This window comes from Massilia solisilvae (assembly GCF_024753215.1).
GTDB classification, from domain to species: Bacteria; Pseudomonadota; Gammaproteobacteria; order Burkholderiales; family Burkholderiaceae_D; genus Telluria; species Telluria solisilvae.
This window is the reverse complement of record NZ_JANUGV010000005.1, coordinates 134,686-153,299: the sequence shown is the minus strand read 5'-3', so window position 1 is coordinate 153,299 and position 18,614 is coordinate 134,686. Positions and strand designations below refer to the sequence as shown.

General features: G+C 69.3%; 15 protein-coding genes. 10 read left to right on the top strand and 5 right to left on the bottom strand.

Annotation, left to right across the window (positions count from 1 at the left end):
• Window positions 1-546 (top strand): cyclic nucleotide-binding domain-containing protein, encoded by a 546-nt coding sequence (locus NX773_RS17430; protein ID WP_258857573.1) that lies wholly within the window; start codon window positions 1-3, stop codon window positions 544-546.
• Window positions 547-549: 3 nt separating this feature from the next.
• Complete coding sequence (locus NX773_RS17425) at window positions 550-3,750, top strand: AMP-binding protein (RefSeq protein ID WP_258857572.1); 3,201 nt, start codon at window positions 550-552, stop codon at window positions 3,748-3,750.
• A gap of 4 nt (window positions 3,751-3,754) precedes the next feature.
• On the opposite strand, the gene NX773_RS17420 is transcribed toward NX773_RS17425, so the two are convergent.
• The 4 genes from NX773_RS17420 to NX773_RS17405 all read right to left on the bottom strand — a co-directional run bounded on the left by NX773_RS17420 (window position 3,755) and on the right by NX773_RS17405 (window position 10,852).
• Entirely contained in the window at window positions 3,755-8,062 is a 4,308-nt protein-coding gene (locus NX773_RS17420) for an ATP-binding cassette domain-containing protein (RefSeq protein ID WP_258857571.1), read from the bottom strand.
• Between the two features lie 96 nt (window positions 8,063-8,158).
• Window positions 8,159-8,899: an acetoacetyl-CoA reductase gene (phbB, locus tag NX773_RS17415; RefSeq protein WP_258857570.1), complete on the bottom strand. Its 741-nt coding sequence runs from the start codon at window positions 8,897-8,899 to the stop codon at window positions 8,159-8,161.
• A 65-nt stretch (window positions 8,900-8,964) separates the two neighbouring features.
• Window positions 8,965-10,140, bottom strand: coding sequence for an acetyl-CoA C-acetyltransferase (locus NX773_RS17410; RefSeq protein WP_258857569.1), 1,176 nt, complete (start codon window positions 10,138-10,140; stop codon window positions 8,965-8,967).
• Window positions 10,141-10,387: 247 nt separating this feature from the next.
• Window positions 10,388-10,852: a DUF6265 family protein gene (locus NX773_RS17405; protein WP_258857568.1), complete on the bottom strand. Its 465-nt coding sequence runs from the start codon at window positions 10,850-10,852 to the stop codon at window positions 10,388-10,390.
• 257 nt (window positions 10,853-11,109) lie between these two features.
• Here NX773_RS17405 and minC point away from each other — a divergent pair, with 257 nt between their 5' ends.
• The 3 genes from minC to minE are packed head-to-tail and all read left to right on the top strand — an operon-like array spanning window position 11,110 to window position 12,986.
• Window positions 11,110-11,877, top strand: coding sequence for a septum site-determining protein MinC (minC, locus tag NX773_RS17400; protein ID WP_258857567.1), 768 nt, complete (start codon window positions 11,110-11,112; stop codon window positions 11,875-11,877).
• A 37-nt stretch (window positions 11,878-11,914) separates the two neighbouring features.
• Window positions 11,915-12,730, top strand: a complete 816-nt coding sequence (gene minD / locus NX773_RS17395; RefSeq protein WP_258822914.1) for a septum site-determining protein MinD — start codon at window positions 11,915-11,917, stop codon at window positions 12,728-12,730.
• A gap of 1 nt (window position 12,731) precedes the next feature.
• Window positions 12,732-12,986: a cell division topological specificity factor MinE gene (gene minE, locus NX773_RS17390; protein ID WP_258822913.1), complete on the top strand. Its 255-nt coding sequence runs from the start codon at window positions 12,732-12,734 to the stop codon at window positions 12,984-12,986.
• Window positions 12,987-13,119: 133 nt separating this feature from the next.
• On the opposite strand, the gene NX773_RS17385 is transcribed toward minE, so the two are convergent.
• Window positions 13,120-13,617: a hypothetical protein gene (locus NX773_RS17385; RefSeq protein ID WP_258857566.1), complete on the bottom strand. Its 498-nt coding sequence runs from the start codon at window positions 13,615-13,617 to the stop codon at window positions 13,120-13,122.
• A gap of 367 nt (window positions 13,618-13,984) precedes the next feature.
• Here NX773_RS17385 and NX773_RS17380 point away from each other — a divergent pair, with 367 nt between their 5' ends.
• The 5 genes from NX773_RS17380 to prmC all read left to right on the top strand — a co-directional run bounded on the left by NX773_RS17380 (window position 13,985) and on the right by prmC (window position 18,597).
• Entirely contained in the window at window positions 13,985-14,674 is a 690-nt protein-coding gene (locus tag NX773_RS17380; RefSeq protein WP_258822911.1) for a response regulator transcription factor, read from the top strand.
• A gap of 56 nt (window positions 14,675-14,730) precedes the next feature.
• Entirely contained in the window at window positions 14,731-16,005 is a 1,275-nt protein-coding gene (hemA, locus tag NX773_RS17375; RefSeq protein WP_258857565.1) for a glutamyl-tRNA reductase, read from the top strand.
• 87 nt (window positions 16,006-16,092) lie between these two features.
• Window positions 16,093-17,169: a peptide chain release factor 1 gene (gene prfA, locus NX773_RS17370; protein ID WP_258857564.1), complete on the top strand. Its 1,077-nt coding sequence runs from the start codon at window positions 16,093-16,095 to the stop codon at window positions 17,167-17,169.
• A gap of 130 nt (window positions 17,170-17,299) precedes the next feature.
• Window positions 17,300-17,770 (top strand): disulfide bond formation protein B, encoded by a 471-nt coding sequence (locus NX773_RS17365; RefSeq protein ID WP_258857563.1) that lies wholly within the window; start codon window positions 17,300-17,302, stop codon window positions 17,768-17,770.
• A complete protein-coding gene (gene prmC, locus NX773_RS17360) occupies window positions 17,767-18,597 on the top strand; it encodes a peptide chain release factor N(5)-glutamine methyltransferase (protein WP_258857562.1) in 831 nt (276 codons plus the stop codon). The genes NX773_RS17365 and prmC overlap by 4 nt, the downstream gene beginning before the upstream one ends.
• Window positions 18,598-18,614: the final 17 nt, after the last annotated feature.

Here is an 18,614-nt window from a genome sequence, read left to right as displayed (position 1 = left end):
ATGCGCAAGGCACTGTACATTTTTGGCCTGCTGGCCGACGCCGACGTTGAACTGATGGCCAGGCTGGGGCGCAAGCGCAAGCTGGCGCCCGGCGACGTGCTGATCAAGCAGGGCCAGGTGCTCGACCGGCTCTACCTGCTGCTGGACGGCCACATGGATGTGGACATCAGCGGCCTGGGTGTGGTGGCCACGCTGTCCAGCGGCGAGATCCTGGGCGAGATGTCGTTCGTGGACAGCGCGCCCACGTCGGCCACCGTGCGCGCGCTCGACGAGGTGAGCCTGCTGGAACTGCGCAAGGACGAGCTGGAGGCGCGCTTTGCCAGCGACCCTGCGCTGGGCATGCGGTTCTTCAAGGCGATCTCGGTGTTCCTGGCCGAGCGCATGCGCAGCACGATCGCGCGCCTGGGTTACGGCGGCGCGGCCAGCCTCGCATCGGAGGAACTGCTGGAGGACGAACTGGACGAAGGCTTGCTGGACAACGTGGCGATCGCCGGCGAGCGCTTCAGCCGCCTGATGCGGCTCCTGGCCGACGCGCCGGAGGCCTGACCGATGCAGCCCGGCCTGCTGGCCGGCGTGCGCCGCCTGGCGGCCGAGACGCCGGACCGGATCGCTCTTACCTTCCTCGACGACGACGGCGGCGCGCCGCGCACGCTCACTTTCGGCCAGATCGACAACGAAAGCCGGCGCATCGCGCGGCGCCTGTTGCGTCACTGCCCGGATGCGCAGCGCGCGCTGTTGCTGCACCGGCCGGGGCCCGAATTCGTCACCGCCCTGTGCGCGTGCTGGGTGGCGGGGATCACGCCGGTGCCAACCTATCCGCCCACCTACCGGCTCGGCTCGCGCGCGAGCGAACGCTTCGAGCGGCTGGTCGCGGATGCCGATGCCCAGCTGGCACTGGTGGACAGCGCCAGCCTGGCCCGGACCTGGCAGGCAGGCCATGACGCCGGCGCGCTGCACTGGCTGGCCACCGACGAAACCCACCCGGACGACGACGCTGGCGCGCAAAGCAAGCCCGGCACCGGGCCCGCGCTGATCCAGTACACGTCCGGTTCCACCGGGTCGCCGCGCGGCGTCTGCCTGAGCCAGGCCAACCTGGAGGCGAACCTGGCCACAATGGCCGACCGCTTTGCGCTCCCGCCGAGTGCCTGCGTGGTGAGCTGGCTGCCGCCGTACCACGACATGGGGCTGATCGGCGGCATCCTGCCGATGCTGGCGTTCGGCGTGCACCTGGTGCTGATGACGCCGGCCCACTTCATCGCGCGCCCGCGGCGCTGGCTCGAGGCGATCAGCCGCTACCGCGCCAGCCACAGCGGCGGCCCCAACTTCGCCTACGAGCTGTGCGCACAAAAGCTCGCGCCGCAGGACCTTGCGGGACTGGACCTGTCGTCATGGCGCGTCGCGTTCTGCGGCGCCGAGACGGTGCGCGCGGCGAGCCTGCAGCGGTTCGCGGCCCTGGCCGCAAGCGCCGGCTTTTCCGCCGATGCGCTGGCGCCCTGCTACGGCCTGGCCGAATCGACCTTGCTGGTCAGCGCGCGCGCGCCCGGCTCCGGCCTTGCCACCCATGCGCGCGACGAAGAAGGCGAAACGGCGCAGCAGAGGGTCTCGTGCGGCGCTCCCGGCCCCGGCGTGCGCGTTGCGATCGTCGATGAGCGCGCTCGCCGCTGCCCCGAGCGCAGCGTCGGCGAAATCTGGATCGCCGGCGCCCAGGTGGCGGCCGGTTACTGGCGCCAGGACCGGCTCAACGCCCAGGTGTTCGGGCAGGCGCTGCAGGGCGAGCCCGGAGCGTGGCTGCGCAGCGGCGACACCGGCTACCTGCATGACGGCGAACTGTACGTGACCGGCCGCATCAAGGACCTGATCATCCTGCGCGGCCGCAATTGCTACCCTGCCGACATCGAGCAGCTGGCCGGCGCCAGCCACCCGGCGCTGGACCCGCTGGCGGTGGCCGCATTCAGCGACGAGGGCGCGCACGGCGAGCGGCTGGTGGTCGCATGCGAACTGCGGCGCGAGCGCCGCCGCGCCGACCAGCAGCAGGTCGCGAGGGCAATCCAGGCTGCGCTGGCGCAGGCGCTGGACGTGAGTGCCGACGAGATCGTGCTGCTGCTGCCGGGCGCGCTGCCGCGCACCACCAGCGGCAAGATCAGCCGCTCGGGCACACGCGCCGCGTGGCGCAGCGGCGAACTGGCGCTGGCGCCGGCGACACCGGCTCCGGCCCGCGCAGCCGGACAGGCCGCCTTGCTGGACTGCGCGGCGCGGCTGGCCGGCCTGGATCCGGGCCAGGTCGACAGCGACTGGACGCTCGGCGAGCTCGGCATCGATTCGCTCAAGCGCGTCGAGCTGACGATCACGCTCGAGCAGGAGCTGGGCCGCGCCATCGGCGTGGAGCAGTTGCGGCCCGACCTGCCGCTGCGTGAGCTGCAACGGCTGCTCGACGCCGCGCCCAGCGGGCCGGCCGACGCCGCTGGCGGCGCGGGACAGGCGGCCGTGTACGTGCCCAGCCCGGTGCAACTGCGCTTGCTGACCGCCGGCGTGGCCGACCCGAACGACTTCCTTGAAATCGTCTACCTGCGCGCGCCGGCGGCGCTCGACCAGGCCGCGCTGGAGGCTGCGCTGGCGTGGCTGGCGCAGCGCCACCCTGCCCTGCGCCTGCGTTTCGAACGCGCTGGCGGGGCCGGCTGGAGCGCGCGGCCGGACGGCGCGGGGATCGGCCTGGAGCGCCTCGACATGGCCGCCGTGCCCGCCGGCGCGCACGGCTGGCAAAACGCTGTGCTGCAACAGCTGCGTGCCGCCATCGACATCGAACGTGGCCACCTGGCCCATGCGGTCTGGCTCGACCGCGGAGCCGGCGAAACCGGCGTGCTCGCACTCGCGCTGCACCACCTGGCGATCGACGCGGTGTCGGTCGCGATCCTGCTGCGCGGCCTGCAGCACGCGTACGGGCAGGCGTGCCGGGGTACGCTGGCCCCGCCGGCCCCGGATGCCTTTTTGGACTGGCTTGGCGAGCGCCAGGAGCGCACCGCGACACCCGGCTGGGCCGAGGACGAAGTGCGGTTCTGGCGCGCCGTCTGCGGCACCGCCGGGCCGCCCGTGGCGCAGCCATGGCCGTTCGTGTTCGAGCACACGGCGCAGCAGCGCCTGGCGCCACTGGCCAACCGGCGCTTTCTCGAACGCTTTGCCGATGGCCCGGCGCGCCATGACGCGCTGCTGGCCGCGTTTTGCCATGCCTGGTGCAGCGCCAGCGGCGACGCATCGGCGCTGGTGCTGCTGAACCAGCACGGCCGCAGCGGGGCCAGCGCCGCGGCAGTCGGCTGGCTGGTCGATTTCTACCCGGTGCGGGTGGAGGCCGCGCCATCCAGCCCGCAGCGCCAGTACGCTGCGGCGCGCCAGGCCCATGCCGCGGTCGCGCCGCATGCCGCGGACTATGCGCTGCTGTGCCATGGCGCCGCGGGGCACGCGCAGGCCAAACGGCTGGCGCAGCCGGCCCTGGCGCTCGAATTTCGCGGTGCGGTCGATAACGGCTTCCGGCGCGACGGCGTGTTCACCTTCCTTGGCGCGACTCACCTGCCGGGCGCGTGGAACGAGGCGCGTGCGCGCAGCGGCAGCTTCCCCGCGCTTGAGCTAAGCGCCAGCATGGGCGACGGAACGCTGGCATGGCGCCTGTGTTACCTGCCGCACGCTGTGGCACGGGACAAGGCCGAGGCGATCGGCGCGGCGGTCGCGCGCTTCCTGGAGCGGCTGCTCGAGGACTGATTGTTCAGGCCAGGCGCGCCGCCAGCGCTGCCAGCAAGGCGGCGGCGAGCCAGCCGGGCCAGCGCGCCCGGCGCAGCAACAGCAGGGGACTGGTGTTGCTGCCCTCCCCCTGGAAGCGGCGCAGGGCCTGGTCGCGGAACAGGCCGCGCCGCATGGCCGGTACGCCTGACGCGGGCGCGACAGCCGGCGCTTCGGGCGCCGGCTCGAACCAAGCCTGCCCTTCCTGCCCGGCGAGCGTGCCGAGCGCCGCGCGCACCGGCGGGCTGCCGGGTGCGCCACGCGCGGCCACCTTGCCATGCGCGAGCACCAGCACCTCGTCGGCACAAGCAAGAGCGCTGTCGCGATGGCTGACCAGCAGGCAGGTCACACCAAGCGCGCGGATGCGGCCCAGCAGCTCGGCCTGCATCTCGTCGGGCAGCGCGCTGGTCGCTTCGTCGAGAACCAGCAGGCGCGGACGGCGCAGCAGGCAGCGCGCAATCAGCAAGCGCTGCAGCTGCCCGGTGGCCAGCCGGGCACTGTCAACAATGGTCAGCACGCCCATCGGCATGCGCCGAACGTCGCGCGCCAGCACGGCCTGCCCGAGCGCCTGCCACACCGCGCCCAGCGGCCACGTGCCCATTCCCGCGAGCTGCCAGCGCAGCGGGCCGGCACCGTTGAGAACCTCATCCTGCATCACCAGCCCGGTGGATTCGCGCAGCGCGGCCATGCCGGCCACGCCCGGCGCCACGCCATCGACCAGCACCTGGCCGTGGCTGGCCGTCTCGAAGCCGAGCAATAGCCTGAGCAGGGTGGACTTGCCGCTGCCCGAGGCGCCGGCCAGCGCCGTGATACGTCCGGGAGCAAGTTCGATCGACACGCTGTCAAGCGCCGGACGCGGGCTGCCGGGGTAGGTGAAGCACAGGGCGTGGGCCTGCACGCGCGCGGGCCCTTGTGCAGTGTCCGCGGACGGGGCCGGCTCGCGCGGCGCACGCAGCAGCCGGTGCAGCGCGCGCCGTTCGTCGAGCGCGGTGGCCCAAGCCATGGCGGCCTGGCACAGGCGGCCGGCATGGACCAGCATCGACAATGCCAGGGCGGCGGTGGCAAGCCAGCGCGCGCCCGCAGGCGCTGCGGCCGGCGCCGTCAGTACCCAGGCCAGCAGCAGGCCCAGGGCGGCAAGCGGATAGCCGGAGCGCCACGCACTGGCCGCGCGCAGGCGTCGCGCCAGGCCAACCGGCTGGCGCCACGGCATGCCGAGCCAGCGCCGCAAGGCGGCATCGGCACGGCCGGCCGCGCGCAGCGAGCCAACGTGGTGCAGCACATGCTGCAGGAACTGGGCCCTGCGCCGCAGCACACGCGCCCGTCGCACACGCAACCGGGCCGGCCCCGCCGCCCAGGCCAGCGGCAGCATGGCCGCCAGCGCCAGCGCAGCCCACGCGGGCCACAGCGCCGGCCACAGCCACGCAAGGCCGGCGCCTGTGGCCAGCAGCGAGCAGGCCGCTGCGGCCACCGGGGGCACGCCGCGGCGATCGTCCTGCAGCGCGCGCAGCATGGCCGGCGCCGCGTCGGCGCCACTGGTCAGGCGCAGCGCGGTGTAGCGGCCAAATGCCGCCGGCGGCACGCTGTGTAGCGTCTGGCGCAGGGTGGCGTCGAGCGCTGCGTGATCGCGCCCCAGCACCCGCGCCAGCCGCACGCCGGCCTGCCATCGCAGCAGCAAGGACGCGACGAGCGCGGCGGCGGCGGCCGGCCAGGCCAGCAGCGCAGCGGAACACAGCGCCGCCACGCCCAGCACGGCATCGAGCACGCAGGCGGCGAGCGTGCCGCCCCAGTCCTGGCGGCCGTGCCACCCGACGCGCGCCAGCAAGGCGGCCACGCTGGCCGGCACCGCCTTGTCTGCCCGCGGCATCGGCGCGTACGCATCGTCGTCGAACGCGTGCTCGGGGGCCGTGACGGGACGGCGCGCACCGGTGGCGTCGAACATGATGTAGCCGCGGCCCGGCCCGGCGACAAGCAATGCTGGCCGGCCGCTGGCGCGCTCGAACACCAGCAGCGGTCCGGGGTCCTCGCGCCACCAGCTGCGCGCGACCATGCGCACAGGACGCAACCGCCATCCTTGCGCGCGCGCCAGCGCCAGCACGGCCTGCGCGCGCGTGGCGGCAGGCGCGGCCGGCTGTGCCACGGTGTCCCACGGCAGGCCGCAGCGCTCGGCCAGCTGGCGCAGGCAGTCGCGCAACTGGCCTGGCTCGGGCAGCGGCGGCGCCGGCTCGTCCGCCTCGTCCGGCGCGTCATGAAAACCGGCGGCGCTGGCGGAACGCGACGGCGCGGATGCGGCATCTTGCGCAAGCGTGCCGTTCTTCAGCCGCAGCACGCGATCGCAGGCGGCCAGCGTGGCGCTCCGGTGGCTGATCAGGACTACGCTGCAGCCGCGCCGCCGCAGGTTCGACAGCAGGGCCGCCTCGAGCGCGCTGTCCAGGCCGTCGGTGGCCTCGTCCAGGATCAGCAGGCGCGGCTCGCCCACCAGCGCGCGCGCAAGCGCCAGGCGCTGGCGCTGTCCTCCGCTGAAGTTGGCCGCGCGCGGCGCCACCCCGCTGTCCAGCGCTCCGGGGCGCGATGCCACCAGCTCGCCCAGGCAGGCGTCGTCGAGCGCCTGGCGCAGCGTGGCCTCGCCGACGCCGTCCTGCCATAGCGTCAGGTTGGCGCGTACCGAGCCGGCAAAGAATGGCGGGAATTTGTCGACCCAAGCGATCGCGCCCGCCCGCTGGCCCGGGTCGAGCGCGCCTGGCGCGACGCCGCCGAAGCGCAGCTCGCCCGACCAGGGCTGCGCCAGGCCGCACAGCAGCGCCGCCAGGGTCGATTTGCCGGCCCCGGACGCGCCCGTGAGGCCCACGATCTCGCCGGGCGCGACATCGAGCGACACATCGTCCAGCACCGGCGCGCGGTTGCGCGCGTAACCGAACACGAGGTGGCGCGCCACCAGGGCCGGGGCCGGGGAAAGCGCCACGCTTCCCGCCTGTGGTGGGCCCGCCGGCGGCGCTTGCGCGTCGTCTTGCAGCTGCGCGATGACCCGCAGGTTGTGCAGGCAGGCCGGCAAGCGCGCCAGCCACGGAAGCGCCAGCGGCAGCGGCGCCGCCAGCAACAGCAGCGCCAGCACCTGTCCGGCGGGCGCCCCGGCCGCGTAGCGGGCCAGCAGCGCGACCAGGACCAGCAGGCATCCATGCTGCACCAGCCGGATCCTCAAGGCCCAGGACGCGAGCCACTGGAGCTGGCCGACGTCCGCCGCCAGCGCGCCGGCGCGCGCTGCCAGCGCTTCTTCGGCCTGGCCGCCGGTCCTGGTGCTCTCGATACCGTTGGCGCTGTACGACGCGGTTTCCGGTGCCGGCGCCAGCAGCCGGTTCAAGCGCCAGCGTCCGCGCCCGCCCGCCGCCCACGCCAGCACCGCGGCAGCGCCCAGCACCGCGCACACGGCGGCCCCGAACGCCGGCGCCAGCCAGGCCAGCCCGGCCAGCAAGATCACCGTTTCCGCAAGCCGGGCCCAGGCCGGCAGCAGCTGCCGGCACACGGCGCCGGCCAGCGCCTGCGGCAGGCCCGCGATCGCCTGCAGGGCCGAGGGAATCCGGTAGTCGAAAAACGATTGCGGCTGGCGCGCCATGCTCTCCACGAACCGGCGCTCCCCGTCCTCGCGGATGGCGCGCTCGGCGCGTTCGCGTGTCCCCGCTTGCAGCCAGGCGAGCAGCATGCGCAATGCGGCCGCCACCAGCGCGGCGCCGGCAACGACCTGCGCGCCACTACCCGCGAACGCGGTCCAGGCCAGTGCCAGCGGGACCAACGGCATGAGGAGCGCGACCAGCGCGGCGGCGGCCAGCGGACGACGGGCTTGTGGCGGCAGGCGCCCCGCACAAGCGGCCAGCAGCCGGGGCGGCGGCGCGTTGCGTTCAAACTGGGGGGTGGGGGCGAGCGCGATCGCAATGCCGGTGAAACGCTCGTCGAAGACTTCGCGCGGCAGCCGCTCTGGCCCGTGTGACGGATCGTTCAACAGCACCTCGGTCGCGCTGATTTCTTCGAGCACCGCGAAATGGATGAAGTCCAGGTGCACGATCAACGGCAGCCCGAGCGCTGCCAGCTCGCCCGGCTCCTTGCGCAGCACCCGCGCCGCCAGGCCGTAGTGGCGCGCGGCCCGCGCCATGTCCGCCGCGCTCAGGCAGTCGCGCGAGATGCCCGTTACTTCGCGCAGCTCGGCCAGCGTGACCGAACGCCCGAAATAGCCGAGCATCGCGCCAAGCACGGCAATGCAACACTCGGTCTGCTGGGACTGGATGAAGAGAGGGGTGCGCGTCATGCCGATGATGCTGTTGAAAAAACAGCATGATGCCATACGACATTGCCGCGCTGGCCGATGCAGGCGGGGCAGCTGCTGCCGCCCCGCCGTGCCGGCTTAGTACATGTGCTGCCCGCCGTTGATGGCGATGTTGGCGCCCGTGACGAAAGCGGCCTCATCCGACGCCAGGTAGGCCACCAGGCCGGCCACTTCCTCCGGCTTGCCCAGGCGCCCCATGGGGATTTGCGGAATGATCTTGGTCTCGAGGACCTCGCTCGGGATGTCCATCACCATCTTGGTGCCGATATAGCCCGGCGAGATCGTGTTGACGGTCACGCCCTTGCGCGCCACTTCCAGCGCCAGCGCCTTGGTAAAGCCGTGCATGCCGGCCTTGGCGGCGGAGTAGTTGGTCTGGCCGAAGGCGCCCTTCTGGCCGTTGACCGACGAGATGTTGATGATCCGCCCCCAGGCGCGCTCGACCATGCCGTCGCACACCGGCTTGGTCATGTTGAACACGGAATCGAGGTTGGTCTTGATGACCGCGTCCCAGTTGACCTTGTCCATTTTCTTGAAGGTCATGTCGCGCGTGATGCCGGCGTTGTTGACCAATACATCCACCGGCCCCACCTCGGCCACCACCTTGGCCACGCAGGCCTGCGCCGAATCGTAGTCGGCCACGTCGCACTCGTAGGCATGGAACTCGTGCCCTTTTTCGCGCATGGCGGCCAGCCACGCGTCGCGCTTGGTGTTGCCCGGCGAGTAGGTGGCCACGACCTTGTAGCCCAGCGCGGCCATCTTGATGCAGATTGCCTCGCCCAGGCCGCCCATGCCCCCAGTTACCAATGCCACTCTAGCCATGTGTCTTCTCCTGTTTTTATCTGTACTTCCGAAAACCCGGACCGCCAGCGCGGTTGCGCCCGCGCTTAGCGCTCCACTGCCAGCGCCACGCCCATGCCGCCGCCGATGCACAGGCTGGCCAGGCCGCGCTTGGCGTCACGGCGTATCATTTCATGCAGCAGGGTCACCAGGATGCGCGCGCCGGAAGCGCCGATCGGGTGGCCGATCGCAATCGCGCCGCCATTCACGTTGATCTTCGACGTGTCCCAACCCATTTCCTTGTTGACCGCAACGGCCTGCGCGGCAAACGCCTCGTTAATCTCCATGAGGTCGAGGTCGTTCACGCCCCAGCCGGCCTTTTGCAGGCACAGGCGGGTGGCCGACACCGGGCCCATGCCCATGATCGACGGGTCCACGCCGGCCGAGGCGTAGGCCTTGATGCGCGCCATCGGCGTCAGGCCCATTTCCTTGGCCTGCGAGGCGGACATCATGATGACCGCCGCCGCGCCGTCGTTGATGCCGGATGCGTTGCCGGCCGTGACCGTGCCTTCCTTGTTGAAGGCCGGGCGCAGGCTCGACAGCGCCTCGATCGTGGTGCCGTGTTTCGGGTACTCGTCGGTGTCGATGACGGTCGTGCCCTTCTTGGTCACGATCTCGAAGGGGATGATCTCGTCCTTGAACTTGCCGGCCTTTTGCGCGGCCTCGGCCTTCAGCTGCGACTGCAGCGCGAATTCGTCCTGCTCCTGGCGCGAGATGTCGTACTTGCGCGCGACGTTCTCGGCGGTCACGCCCATGTGGTACTGGTTGAACGCGTCCCACAGGCCGTCGATGATCATGGTGTCCACCAGCTTGGCCTCACCCATGCGAACGCCGTCGCGCGAGCCGGGCATGGCGTGCGGGGACATGCTCATGCTTTCCTGGCCGCCGGCAATGACGATGCGCGCGTCGCCGCACTTGATCGCCTGCGCCGCCAGGTGGGTGGCGCGCAGGCCGCTGCCGCACACCATGTTGATGGTCATGGCCGGGATGGTGTCGGGCAGGCCGGCCTTGATCGAGGCCTGGCGTGCCGGGTTCTGTCCGGCCGCCGCGGTCAGCACCTGGCCCATGAGCACTTCGCTCACGGCGTCCGGCGCGAAGCCGGATTTGGCCAGCAGCTGCTTGATGACGTGCGCGCCGAGCTCGGCGCCGGATACCTTGGCGAGGCTACCGCCGAACTTGCCCACAGCGGTGCGGCCGGCGGCGACGATGACAACTTCTTCCATTTGATTCTCCAGTGTCCTGGCGTGCCAGGAGGTTGACGAGGCGGCGGCAGAGCGCCGCCGGTTCAGGATTCGACGCAGCAAGGCAGGCCGGGCGTAGCCGCAGCTCGTGGCTGCCGGGTGCCGGCCTGCGTTGGAAAAAGATACATGTTAGTGATCGGGCGTCCTTTCGCCTTTGAGGCAAGTCAATCTTATCAGCTTGGTCACAGAAGACAACGACGACCCGGTATCAGCCTGCCGGCCATGCCGCTCAGTTGCCTTCGCAGTTGACCCGCGTCATCGGGAACTCGAGGACCTTGCGCTCCCCCTTCACCGTGCCTTCCATCCTGGAATGGAAATGCATGGCGTCCTTCTGGCGCAGCACCAGGCGCTGGGGAAACGTCGGCGCCGCGCGCGCGAACGCCAGCTCGCCGCGGGCCGCGGCAACCCGCGTGAAGGCCATCACCGCCTCGCCCAGCGACTGGGCCACGTACTCGAGCTGGCCATCGACATGGCGCAGCTGGAGCAGTCCGATGTTCGTCATCTTGCCGCCCCTGACCAGGCGCGCCGAACCGACCATCGCGCCGGCCGCCGGTGCGCTCCAGTGCTCGCCCGAGCCCGGTTCGGCGCCATCGACCTGCCAGCAGCCCTGCAGCCACGCCACCTCGCGCAGCGGCTCGGCAGCGTGTGCCAGTGTGCCCACCAGCGCCAGCGCGCAAAAGATCGTCTTTTTCAAGTGATTCCCTTCATTGCCGCGTTGCCGGACCGGCCGGCCATGCTCTTTATTGATTGTTAGATAACAGATATGTTAGCGACAAGACAAGGAAAAGCAAGCGCTATTTACCCTGGGTGAAGTGGATCCTCCGCCACCGCGAACTGCTGTTTTCGAACTGCCAACCTGCCGTGATTTCGGGCGAATTGATGCCAGTTGGCATGTCCACACGGCTAAAAATCACAGTAGAATGCACGGGCTTGAGCCAACCTGACCCGTTTATGTCCAAAAGCCCGACCTCCTTGCCCGTCGAAATCAAGATTTCCACCGTTGTCGCGATCTCGACCATCCTCCATTCGGCCGATCCGTTGTCGATCGACGCGGCGCTGAAACAGATGACGGGGGGCGTGTCCGACTTTTTCGAGGACGAGTTCGCGGTGATCGACGTGACCGCCATTGCGGCGGCGAACCCGCGCATCGACTGGACGGCGCTGGCAACCCTGCTCAAGAAATACCGGCTGAACGCGGTGGCGGTGCGCGGCGCGTCCGCGGCCATGCACGACGCGATCCGCGCCAGCGGCCTGTTCCTGGACGACGGCGCCAGCGGCGAGCGCGTGCGCGAGGCGGCCCCGCTGGCCACGCCGGCGCCCACGCCCGCCCCGACGCCGGCCCCGACGGCGGCACCGGCCGCCCCTGCCGCCAGCGCCGCGATGATCGTGGACACCCCGGTGCGCGCGGGCCAGCGCATCTACGCGCGCGGCTGCGACCTGATCATCACGGCGGTGGTCAACAACGGCGCCGAAATCATCGCCGACGGCAGCATCCACGTGTATGCGCCACTGCATGGCCGTGCGCTGGCCGGCGCTTCCGGCAATGCCGGCGCGCGCATCTTCGCGCTGTCGATGCAGCCGGAACTGGTTTCCATTGCGGGCGTGTACCGCACCTTCGACGAGGGCTTCCCGGCCGACCTGGGCAAGGGGCCGTCGCAAATTCGACTAACAGGCGATCGACTGGATATACTATCGCTCAGTTCGGCTACCCGCGTCTGAGCGCAACTGACAACCAGATACCGAAAAGGACTTTTTTGTGGCACGAATTATTGTTGTGACGTCCGGTAAGGGCGGTGTGGGCAAGACCACCTCGAGCGCGAGCTTTTCCACGGGCCTGGCCATGCGCGGCCACAAGACCGCGGTGATCGACTTCGACGTCGGCCTGCGCAACCTCGACCTGATCATGGGCTGCGAGCGCCGCGTGGTGTACGACCTGATCAACGTGATCAACGGCGAGGCCAGCCTGACCCAGGCGCTCATCAAGGACAAGCACTGCGAGAACCTGTTCATCCTGCCGGCCTCGCAGACCCGCGACAAGGACGCGCTGTCGGAAGAAGGCGTGGAGCGCGTGCTGAACGAAATGGTGAAGATGGGCTTCGAGTACATCGTGTGCGATTCGCCGGCCGGCATCGAGCACGGCGCGCTGATGGCGCTGACCTTTGCCGACGAGGCGATCATCGTCACCAACCCGGAAGTGTCGTCGGTGCGCGACTCGGACCGCATCCTGGGCATCCTGCAAGCCAAGTCGCGCCGCGCGCAATCGGGCTCGGAACCGGTCAAGGAGCACCTCCTGATCACCCGCTACTCGCCCAAGCGGGTGGAAGCGAACGAAATGCTGTCGCATGAGGACGTGCAGGAAATCCTGCGCATCAAGCTGATCGGCATCATCCCGGAATCGGAGCAGGTGCTGCACGCGTCGAACCAGGGCAATCCGGCGATCCACTTCAAGGGGACCGACGTGGCCGAGGCGTACGAAGACGTGGTGTCACGCTTCCTTGGCGAAGAACGCCCGCTGCGTTTCACCAACTACGAAAAACCCGGTTTGCTGCAGCGCATCTTTGGGGTGAAGTGACATGGGCCTGCTTTCGATCCTGTTCCCGCAGAAACAGAAAAGCGCGTCGGAGGCCAAGGAACGCCTCCAGATCATCATCGCGCGCGAACGCAGCAGCCGTGCCGGCGGACCGGATTTCCTGCCGGCCCTGCACCGCGAGCTGATCGAGGTGATCTCGAAGTACACCAAGGTCAACGCCGACGACATCAAGATCTCGCTCGACCGCCAGGGCAACCTGGAAGTGCTCGACGTGAACGTGGTGCTGCCGGACGCGTAAAGCGCGTCGTCAGCATGCCCGTCGTCCCGGCGCACGCCGGGACCCATAGACCGCTTCCGAATTCGGAAACCCAGCATGGATCCCGGCCTGCGCCGGGATGGCGGCTTTACGGCTGGTGGCTGTTCACCGGCACTCAGGCCGGCCCGGTTTCCGCCGCCTTCTCCACCACCTTCGCACATGCCTCGATGTGCTGGTACCCCATCTTCTGAAACAGCGCGTAGCCGATCGCGGCCGAGGCCACCTGGCCCGCCAGCGGCACGAACCGGCTGACCGACTTGGCCGCCAGCTTCAGCCCCGACTTCTTGAAGACCTGCAGCACCAGCTCCCGGGTCACGATCTTCCCCACCAGCATCCCGCCGATCGCCGCCGTCGCCTCGTACACCGCGATGCGCATGCGCGGCTGCAACTTGTCGATCTGCGCCGGGGTCAACCCGAAGGCCTTGTTGATTTCCTCGATCAGCAGGGCGAAGGTGGTCAGGTCGGACAGCAGGTCCACGCCCGGCAGCGGTACCGCCGCGATGCCGGCCGACACCGCCGCGCGCTTGCGCACCAGCTTGCGGCACTGCTCACGCACCCGTGCGATCTCGGTGCCGCTTGCCGGCATCAGTTCCCAGTCCAGGTTCTCTTTCATATCCAAAGCGAAGTCTGCCAACGCCCAAGCTTAACGCGTTTGCGCTGCATGCCGCGCACACCCATCTGGATTGCACAAAGACAAACTTCGTTGTATTGGAACAAATGCCGCTTTATCCAATGAAAACAACCGTTTGCCGCCCCCGATAAGCAGCCTGCATAGCGCCCGAGACACATTTGCCATCCTATTCCTACAAAGCGATTTGGCGAATTCCCGACCATTGCACACGGGAAATCGTTGTTTCTAAACGAAATTTTCTTGTCCAGTTATGGCACATCTTTGTAAAAGTCTGTTATATTCGGTGTAACCTTGTAGGACTGCTCCTACATTAACTCCTACAGGACTCTTTAACGAGCTGAATTGCACTATGAGAATCGCCGTCTTGGATAACGACCGCAGCCAGGCAGACACCATCTGCCAGGTTCTTTCCGGGGCCGGGCACTCGTGCCAGACCTTTGACTCGGGCAAGGAACTGCTGGGGCAACTGCGCAAGGACAGTACCGACCTCTTGATCATGGACTGGCAAGTGCCGGACATGCCGGGCAGCGAAGTGCTGCGGCGCGCAAAAGAAAAACTGTCGGCCAACACCCCGACCATGTTCCTGGCCAATACCTCGGCCGAGGACGACATGGTGGCGGGCATGACCGCCGGCGCCGACGACTACCTGGTCAAGCCGCTGCGCCGCGGCGAGCTGGCCGCGCGCGTCTCGGCCCTGCTGCGCCGCGCCTACCCGTCGCAGAACGGCTCGGAGCAGCTCACCTTTGGCCCGTACACGTTCGAAACCCGCCCCGGACGGCTGCTGATGGACGGCGCGCCGATCGACGTGACGCACAAGGAGTTCTACCTGGCGCTGCTGTTTTTCCGCAACATCGGCCGTCCGCTGTCGCGCGCTTACATCCACGAGTCGGTCTGGGTGCGGGAAACGGCGGTGCCCTCGCGCACCATGGACACCCACGTCTCGCGCGTGCGCAACAAGTTGCAACTGCGTCCAGAAAACGGCTTCCGCCTGGTGCCGGTGTACAGCTACGGCTACCGGCTGGAAAAACTGGGCGCCTGAAACCCTGCCCGCCTCAGGGTATAATGGCGCCACCCGCCAGCCCTCGTTCCAACAGCATGCAACTTCTCGCCGTCGGCCTCAACCACAACACAGCACCGGTCTCGCTGCGCGAGCAACTGGCGCTGGGGCCTGAGCAGCTTGGCGAGGCGGTGCGGGCGGCGCGCGCCTGGTTCGCGCGCTACAACGACAAGGGCAGCGACGAAGCGGCCCTGCTGTCCACCTGCAACCGCACCGAGATGTACGCCGCCAGCGGCGCGCCCAACCCGCTGGATGCATCGGCCCATTTTCTGGCCCACTACCACGCGCTGAACCACGCCGAGCTGCGCCCGCACCTGTACCTGCTGCCGCAGGACGACGCCGTGCGCCATGCGTTCCGGGTCGCCTCGGGCCTGGACTCGATGGTGCTGGGCGAACCGCAGATCCTGGGCCAGATGAAGGACGCGGTGCGCGCGGCCGAAGAAGCCGGCGGCCTGGGCACCTACCTGCACCAGCTGTTCCAGCGCAGCTTTGCCGTGGCCAAGGAAGTGCGCAGCACCACCGAGATCGGCGCGCACAGCGTGTCGATGGCGGCGGCCGCCGTGCGCCTGTCGCAGCGCATCTTCGACCGCATCGGCGAGCAGAACGTGCTGTTCATCGGCGCCGGCGAAATGATCGAGCTGTGCGCCACCCACTTCGCGGCCCAGAACCCGAAAAGCATCACCATCGCCAACCGCACCATGGAGCGCGGCGAGGCGCTGGCGGCACGCTTCAACGGCCAGGCGATCAAGCTGGCCGACCTGCCGGAGCGCCTGTCCCAGTTCGACATCATCGTCTCCTGCACCGCCTCCACCCTGCCGCTGATCGGCAAGGGCCTGGTCGAGCGCGCCATCAAGGCACGCCGCCGCCGCCCGGTGTTCATGGTCGACCTGGCGGTGCCGCGCGATATCGAGCCTGAAGTTGCCGGCCTGGACGACGTGTTCCTGTACACCGTGGACGACCTGGCGCAGGTGGTGAGAACCGGCATCGAAAGCCGCCAGGCCGCGGTCGCGCAGGCCGAGGCCATCATCGAAACGCGCGTGCAGTCGTTCATGCACTGGATCGGCGACCGCGCCGTGGTGCCGGTCATCCGCGACCTGCACGAATCGAGCGAAGAGCTGCGCCTGGCCGAGCTCGAGCGCGCACGCAAGCTGCTGGCCAAGGGCGAGGATCCCGAAGCCGTGCTCGAAGCGCTCTCGCGCGGCCTGACCGCCAAGTTCCTGCACGGCCCGCAGCAGGCGCTGCACCGCGCCCAGGGCGACGAGCGCGCGCGCCTGGCCAGCCTGCTGCCGCAGCTGTTCCGCGGCCGCCGTTAGCGGCCCTCCCCTTCTCTCGCGCCGCCCCTGCCGCGGCGCGCCGCGTTGCCGCGCCCTGCGGCCCGAACCACGTTACCGAGATATCTGATGAAACCATCCATGCTGGCCAAGCTGGACCAACTGGCCAACCGACTAGTCGAACTGGACGAACTGCTGGCGCAAGAAAACGCGACGGCGAACATGGACAACTACCGCAAGATGACGCGCGAGCACGCCGAGCTCGGGCCGCTGGTCGCGCTGTACCGCCAGTACCAGGACGCGCAGGGCGACATCGCCACCGCGCAGGAGATGCTGGCGGACCCGGACATGAAAGAGTTCGCGCAGGACGAAATCGAGGCCGCCAGGGCGCGCCTGGGAGAGCTTGACCTGGAGCTGCAGAAGATGCTGCTGCCGAAGGACGAAAACGACGAGCGCAACATCTTCCTCGAGATCCGCGCCGGCACCGGCGGCGACGAATCGGCGCTGTTCGCGGGCGACCTGCTGCGCATGTACACCCGCTTTGCCGAGCGCAACCGCTGGCAGGTGGAGATGGTGTCCGAATCGCCGTCCGACCTGGGCGGCTACCGCGAGGTCATCGTGCGCATCGTCGGCAACGGCGCCTACTCCCGGCTCAAGTTCGAATCGGGCGGCCACCGCGTGCAGCGCGTGCCGGCCACCGAAACCCAGGGCCGCATCCACACCTCGGCCTGCACCGTGGCGGTGATGCCAGAGGCGGACGAGGTCGAGGACGTGAACATCAACCCGGCCGACCTGCGCATCGACACCTTCCGCGCCTCGGGCGCCGGCGGGCAGCACATCAACAAGACCGATTCGGCGGTGCGCATCACCCACCTGCCCACAGGGATCGTGGTCGAATGCCAGGACGACCGCAGCCAGCACAAAAACAAGGCGCAGGCGATGAAGGTGCTGGCCGCGCGCATCAAGGACGTGCAGCTGCGCGAACAGCAGAGCCGCGAAGCGGCCACCCGCAAGAGCCTGATCGGCTCGGGCGACCGCAGCGAGCGCATCCGCACCTACAACTTCCCGCAGGGGCGCCTGACCGACCACCGCATCAACCTCACGCTCTACAAACTGGACATGATCATGGACGGCGACCTGGAAGAGCTGACCCGCGCGCTGGCGTCCGAGCACCAGGCCGAGCAGCTGGCCGCGCTGGGCGATTGACGGAAACCCGTCGCCCCGGCTTTCGTCGGGACGACGGTGGCGGTTCCGAATTGCAAAGCCGAAATCAAGGAAGGGGCATGGCGCTTTATGCGACAATGCCCCATCTTTTTTGCAGCCCCAACCTATACGAATGACCACGTCCAGAAACGTCCTCTACGCCATCGCCGCCGCCTGTTTCGCGCTGGTCGGCGCCGCCCTGTACCTGCAGCATGCGCAGAACATGATGCCCTGCCCGCTGTGCGTGATCCAGCGCTACCTGTACCTGACCATTGCGCTGTGCTGCCTGCTGGGCGCCGCCATGGGCCAGCCGAAGGTGGGGGCGGGCCTGGGCCTGCTCGGCGCGCTGGGCGGGCTGGGCGTGGTGGGCAAGCACCTGTACGTGCTGGCCCACCCCGGTTTCTCATGCGGCATCGACCCGATGGAAACCATGCTGAACAAGATCCCGACCGCCACCGCGATGCCGTGGATGTTCCACGCCGACGGCCTGTGCGAGGACGCGCGCGACACCCTGTTCGGGCTCTCGATCCCGGCCTGGTCGGCGGTGTGGTTCGCCATTCTGGCGGTGTCGCTGGCGTGGCTGCTGGTGCGCGGCAAACGATGATTACCGCCGGCGACACCATCGGCGCGCTGCAGTCGGCGCTGCCGCTCGACCCGCTCGAGAACCGCATTTTGCTGTGCCATGCGCTGGGCCTGTCGCGCGTGGGGCTGGTCACGCAATCCGACCGCGCGCTCACGGCCGAGGAGGCCGCGCAGCTGGCCACGCTGGTCGAGCGCCGCAAGTTCGGTGAGCCGATCGCCTACATCGTCGGCCGCCGCGAATTCTACGGGCTCGATTTCGAGGTCAACGATTCGGTGCTCATTCCGCGCCCCGACACCGAACTGCTGGTCGAACTGGCTTTGGAACGCCTGCCGCAACAGGGCCGCCTGCTCGACATGGGCACCGGCAGCGGCGCGATCGCGGTATCGGTGGCGCATACGCGGCCGGATGCCGCCGTGACCGCGCTCGACTACTCCGGCGCCGCGCTGGACGTCGCGCGCGCCAACGCGAACGCGCACGGGGCCGCGGTGCGCTTCCTGCGCAGCGACTGGTTCTCGAACCTGGATGCCGAAACCTTCGACGTCATCGCGTCCAACCCGCCGTACATCGCCTCGGGCGACGAGCACCTGTCGCGCGGCGACCTGCGCTTCGAGCCGAACATGGCGCTCACCGACCGTGCGGACGGACTGGCGGCGCTGCGCATCATCATCGGCGGCGCGGGCCGGCACCTGGCGCCAAACGGGTGGCTGCTGCTCGAGCATGGCTACGACCAGGCGGCGCAGGTGCGCGCGCTGCTGGAAGCGCAGGGCTATGCGGACGTGCAAAGCTGGCGCGATCTGGCCGGCATTGAACGCGTCAGCGGCGGCAGGTTCGCTACCCGCAACGCATAGCAACCAGCCCGCATCCC

Excerpts from the sequence above, each read along its gene's own strand:
- NX773_RS17430 (WP_258857573.1), top strand. The coding sequence starts at position 1 with ATGCGCAAGGCACTGTACATTTTTGGCCTGCTGGCCGACGCCGACGTT.
- NX773_RS17425 (WP_258857572.1), top strand. The coding sequence starts at position 550 with ATGCAGCCCGGCCTGCTGGCCGGCGTGCGCCGCCTGGCGGCCGAGACG.
- NX773_RS17420 (WP_258857571.1), bottom strand. The coding sequence starts at position 8,062 with ATGACGCGCACCCCTCTCTTCATCCAGTCCCAGCAGACCGAGTGTTGC.
- phbB (WP_258857570.1), bottom strand. The coding sequence starts at position 8,899 with ATGGCTAGAGTGGCATTGGTAACTGGGGGCATGGGCGGCCTGGGCGAG.
- NX773_RS17410 (WP_258857569.1), bottom strand. The coding sequence starts at position 10,140 with ATGGAAGAAGTTGTCATCGTCGCCGCCGGCCGCACCGCTGTGGGCAAG.
- minC (WP_258857567.1), top strand. The coding sequence starts at position 11,110 with ATGTCCAAAAGCCCGACCTCCTTGCCCGTCGAAATCAAGATTTCCACC.
- minE (WP_258822913.1), top strand. The coding sequence starts at position 12,732 with ATGGGCCTGCTTTCGATCCTGTTCCCGCAGAAACAGAAAAGCGCGTCG.
- NX773_RS17385 (WP_258857566.1), bottom strand. The coding sequence starts at position 13,617 with ATGAAAGAGAACCTGGACTGGGAACTGATGCCGGCAAGCGGCACCGAG.
- NX773_RS17380 (WP_258822911.1), top strand. The coding sequence starts at position 13,985 with ATGAGAATCGCCGTCTTGGATAACGACCGCAGCCAGGCAGACACCATC.
- hemA (WP_258857565.1), top strand. The coding sequence starts at position 14,731 with ATGCAACTTCTCGCCGTCGGCCTCAACCACAACACAGCACCGGTCTCG.
- prfA (WP_258857564.1), top strand. The coding sequence starts at position 16,093 with ATGAAACCATCCATGCTGGCCAAGCTGGACCAACTGGCCAACCGACTA.
- NX773_RS17365 (WP_258857563.1), top strand. The coding sequence starts at position 17,300 with ATGACCACGTCCAGAAACGTCCTCTACGCCATCGCCGCCGCCTGTTTC.
- prmC (WP_258857562.1), top strand. The coding sequence starts at position 17,767 with ATGATTACCGCCGGCGACACCATCGGCGCGCTGCAGTCGGCGCTGCCG.